The organism is Burkholderia sp. Tr-20390, from assembly GCF_017104595.1.
Taxonomy (GTDB): Bacteria; Pseudomonadota; Gammaproteobacteria; order Burkholderiales; family Burkholderiaceae; genus Burkholderia.
In genome coordinates this window covers 1-5,057 of record NZ_JAAGPC010000335.1, presented here as the reverse complement: position 1 = coordinate 5,057, position 5,057 = coordinate 1, and the positions used below count along the sequence as shown (strand labels likewise).

Below are 5,057 nucleotides of genomic sequence, written 5' to 3'. Positions count from 1 at the left end.
CCGAGCGTGGTCACCACGCTCGTCGCGCCGTCGCGGCTCACCCGCGTGTTCGTCTTCGTCCCCGTATCGAGAATGAGGTCTTTCCCGGCATCGAGCTGCAGGCTGCCGGCCTTCACGTTCGCCGACGTCAGGTCGATGTTGTTCTCGGTCTTCAGCGACATCAGCCCGCCGCTTTGCAGCGCGCCGAATGCGTTGTCGATCTGCTTGCCCTGGATTGCCAGCGTGTTGTCCGCCTTGATCGTTCCGCTGTTCGTGAACGACTGTGCATTCTGGAAATCGATGTTCGTCGCACTGATCAACGGGCCGTCGATATTCTGCTGGCTGGCCTTCGCGAGATAGACGACCGGCACGAGCACCGACTGACCGTCGACCACCCGCGTTTCCATCATGACCACGTTGCTGGTCAGCTTCGACACCTGATCGGCCGACAGGCTCGCGCCGATCGGTAGATCGAGCGACTTCGACAGATCCGCGCCGGCCGCCATCAGCGATTGATACATGGTCTGCAGGTCTGCGTACGGCCCGAGCACGGCCTTGCCGGTCAGCGCCGTGACTTCGTTGCGCACGAGCTGCTGCTCGTAGAAACCGTCGCCGAGCCGCTTCGGGATATGCGTGAGGTCGACGCCGAGCTGACCGAAGAAGTAGTCGCTCGACATGAAATTCTTCTGGTTCGTGAACGCCGGGTTCGTTTCGATCACGTAGCTCGCGTTCGGCGCTGTCGTCGGCTTGAACAAGCCGCCTTGCGGAATGGTGAGGTTGTTCAGGACGTTCAGCGCCGTCGCGCTGGCGATGATCGGATCGACCGGCGCCGACGGACCGCCGTGCACGGCCGACGCACCCGATTTCGCACCGCTCGCGTTACCGCTCAGGTTGGTCGGGGTAAGGCCCGGTACCGACTGCCCCGGCAGCAAGCCGAGCGACGGAATCGATGCGTTGCCCGCCGTATTGTTGACGCTGATACCCGTGCCCGAAATCGTGCCGTTCGAACTCAACGTCGAGTCGTATTTCGGCAGTTTGTAATCCTTGATCGACGCCGGCGCCGCCTGGGTGTACCCGCCCGGGCGTCCCGTCACGAACGGCGCGTTGCCGAACGGCAACTGCCAGTCGTGTTCCGAGTTGTCGTAGTTGTTGTAGTGATACTGGCCCGAGTAGGAAACCGACACGCCCGGCAGCTTCTGGCCGGACGCCGCCCAGCCGTCGGCGTCGTAGTAGGCCGGCATCTTGATGTCGCCGACCGCCGCGAGGTTGCTCCAGTAGTTTTGCAGCGTGCCGACCGACGACGCATCGATCTTGCCGCCCGACACGATCTGCGCGGCCGGGCTGATGTCCGTCACGGTCGTCGCCGTCGCGCTGTCCGCGTAGTAGGTCGTGAACTGATACGTGCTGTTCCACTGACCGCCATGAGGCGGCTCGGTGTAGACGCCGCCGATGCTGTCCGGATCCTTCACGCCGATCTGGCCCGTGCGACCGCTGATCGGAATGCCGAACTGCACGAGCGATGCCGGATCGATCTGGCTGGTGGACGTCTTCATCGCGCGACGCGTGCTCGTCACCTTGTCCGCGTGCAGCTCCATGTCGCCGCCCGACTGGATCAAGGCCGACACGTTGTTGACGAGCGCGGCGTTCGTGTAGTTGCCGCTTGCGTCCTTGCCGCCAGCAAGCACGACCTTGCCCATGCCGAAGATGGCCGTCGTCGCCATCGAATCAGTTGCGGTCGTGTCGTCGCGGTTTTCGATGTCGTGCGCGAGGATTTCGAGCGTGCCATTGCTGTCTGAACCGCCAATCAGCGCGGTCGGGCCGAGGTTCGAGATCGTATTCGTCGCGTTGAGCGACACGCTCGCGCCGACGAGCGCGCCGGTATTGGTCAGGTTGGTCGATTGCGTGTGCAGCAGGCCGCCGGCAGTCAGCGCACCCACGTTGACGATGTTGCCCGCGTTGACGCTCAGGTTGTTGACCGACTGCAGGTTCGCGTTGTTCGTGAAGGTGCCGGGCAACGTGAAGGCGAGATCGTGCCCAACGTTGAACTGCGTGTCGGACGCCGCCGTGTAGTCGCCCTGCAGGTTCACGTTGGCATCATGCGTCGCGCTGTATGTGCCGCCACCTTGCAGCGTGGCTGCCGCGACCGACAAGTCGTGAGTCGAGCTGATCTGACCGCCCGTATTCGTGATCGCGTCGGTCGTCGTGACGTCCACGTCACCGTGTGAATTCGTGACGTTGCCGATAGTGCCGCCACTATTGTCCAAGGTGTTGCCCTGGACATGAAGCGATGCTCCGCTGAGCTGGCCGCCTTGCGTGTTGCTGATCGATGCTGCGCCAATCGTCACGTCGCCGTTGCCGGTAATCGCACCCATGCCCGATACGCCGCCGGCGTGGCTGTTCGCAATCTGGCTGCCGCCTTGCACCGTCATCTTGCCCGCGCCGAGGTCGACGATGGCGCCGTCCGCGTTGTCGATCGAGGCCGATTGAATGGCGAGCGTGCTGGTGTCGCCCGCAGTCGATTGCCCAGCCTGAATGTGGCCTCCTCGGTTCGACAGGGCACCGCCGTTCTTCAACGACAGCGATGCGTCTGATCGCAGCAAACCCTGCGCGTTGTTTACGTCGCCCGCGATCGTGGCGTTGAGGCCACGCTGTGCGGCGAGGATACCGCTCGCGTTGTTCCAGGTAGCCGCGTTGACGATGGCTTGTCCCTTCGTCACGATGGTGCCCGACGCGTTGTTCAGCGCGCTGGCGCCATTGCCCGGTGCGATCGTCAGCGTACCCGTACCGGCGTGCGTAATGGTGCCGCCTGCGTTGTTCAACTCGGCCGGCGTGAGCGTCAGGTCCGTGCTGTTGGTCTGGATCACGCCGGCGGCCGAGTTGTCGAGCGTGCCGCTGACGTTCATGCCCATCGCCGACGAACCGTACTGCGTGATGGTGCCGCCGTGGTTCGCGAGGTTCGCGGCCGTCAGCGCGAGCTGATTTGCTTCGAGCTTGCCGCCGCTGTTGTCGAGCGTCGAGTCGGCTGTGACCGACAGGTTCGGCGCAACGATCGAGCCGCCCTGGTTCGTCATCGAGCCGGTGTGAATCGTCGCGTTCATGCCCGCACCGATCTGACCGCCGTCGTTCGCCAGCGTACCGCTGGTGACACTCAGATCCGTGTTCGACAACAGCTTGCCGCGCACGTTGTTCAGCGTACCGCCGACAGTTGTCGTCAGCCCGCTTTGCGCGTTGATCGAGCCCGACGTGTTGTTCAGCGTGCCGGTTTGCGCGACGACGTGCCCGTTACTGGCGATCGCGCCCCCCACGTTCGACACCGAACCCGTACCACCGCCAAGCGTCAGCGTGCCGTTGCCGGCATGGGTGATCGTGCCGCCGTCGTTGACGAGTGCGGCAGGGGTGAGCGTCAGGTCGGTACTGTTGGTTTGCAGCGTGCCGCCATTCGAGTTGTCGAGCGTGCCCGACACGTTCACGCTCATCGCCCCGGCCCCGGTCTGCGTGATCATGCCGCCGTGATTCACGAGATCCGTCGCATTCAACGACACCTGGCCCGCCTGCACGGTGCCGGCGCTGTTGTCGAGCGTCGTGGCGCTGACTGTGGCCGTCTGGCCGATGATCGAGCCGCCGTTGTTCGTCAGGTGCGTGCCGGCGTCGACCGCAACGTTCTGCGCGGCCTGCAGGGTGCCGCTACCGTTGTCGACTGATTGGCCCGACACGCGAAGATTCGTATTGGATGTGATCGCGCCGCGGTTGACAACGTTTGCGCCGCGGACCGAAACATCGCCGTTGCCGCCGATCACACCGCCTTGCGCACCATTCGCAGTCGTCCCTGCGGCATTGGTCAACTGGCCGCTCGTTGTCACCGACAGGCCGTCGCCGTTGAGCGACGTGATCCGGCCCGCCGTGTTGTCCAGTGACGCACCGGCCACCGTCATGCCGGCCGCGCTTTGAAGCGTGCCCTGGTTGTTCGCAATGGCGCCGCCATGCAAGTCTGCCGTGCTCTCGGAAATCAGTTCACCGGACTGGTTGGCGATCTGACCGGACACGTTGACCGACAGCGGCCCCTGCGATGAAACCTTGCCGCTCTGGTTCGAGAGTGCACCACCGGTCAGCGTCGTGCTGCCGCCGCTCGACAGGCTGCCGTGATCGTTTATCACCGTCCCGGAAGCATGTGCCTGAATGGCACCTTGCGCGCTCGCGGTGGCATTCGACACGTTCACGTCGCCGGCCGTCGCGTTCAGCGACAGATTGCCGTTTGCCGCCGTCTGGCTGCCGGCGAGATTCACACCCGCGCCGGTCAGTGACGCATTGCCGCCCGCTACGGTCTGCCCCGTTGCGCTTATCTGGCCAGAAGCTGACAGGTTCAGATCACCGCCTTGGCCGACCGAACCGTCGTTGTTCACGCCCGCGCCGAGCGTGCCGGTCGAACTGACGCTGCCCGCATTTACCGTCGCGTTCTGCTGCGCGGCGAGCGTCCCGGTGTTCGTGAGATCGGCACCCGTGCTCGCCGACAACGATTGCTGCGCGTACGTCGTGCCGCTGTTCTGGATGCCGCCTGCGGCCGACAGCGCGAGATTGCCGCTCGCGGTCGTCTTGCCCGTGAGTACGAGCCGGCCGTTCGACTGCAGCGTCAGATCGCCCGCCTGCGCCGCGATCGTACCGGCGTTGGCCACCCCGACACCGTTCTCGTTCGATGCGAGGAAGATCCGGTTGCTGTACATGCCACCCAGCTGACTCACGTCGATTGCAACCGACGGAGCCGTGCCGTCGCCGGCAATCGGTGTCGCGGCGAGCGTGTCGTGATTGACCTGGCTCGCGCCGGCGATCACATTCAGATTCTTCGCGTAAACCGCCACGTTCACCTGCACCGCGCGTGCGATGAGGTCCACCTGGTCGATATTGGCGGCATTCAGGCCTGCACCGGCAACCGTCACGAGCCCACGGCTAACGTTGTAGCCAGCGAGCGAGCCATCGGCACCGTAGTACGGCACGCCCGTTGTGAGGGTTGCGCGACTGGTGTTGATGAAGGACGCGCCATCAAGATAAATGCCCGACGGATTCGCGAGGACGAGCTCCGCCCG

Annotated in this window: 1 pseudogene; it reads right to left on the bottom strand. The window is 64.4% G+C overall.

Annotation, left to right across the window (positions count from 1 at the left end):
* A pseudogene (gene bcpA, locus G3N98_RS38445) lies at window positions 1–5,057 on the bottom strand (contact-dependent inhibition toxin BcpA); the annotation flags it as partial.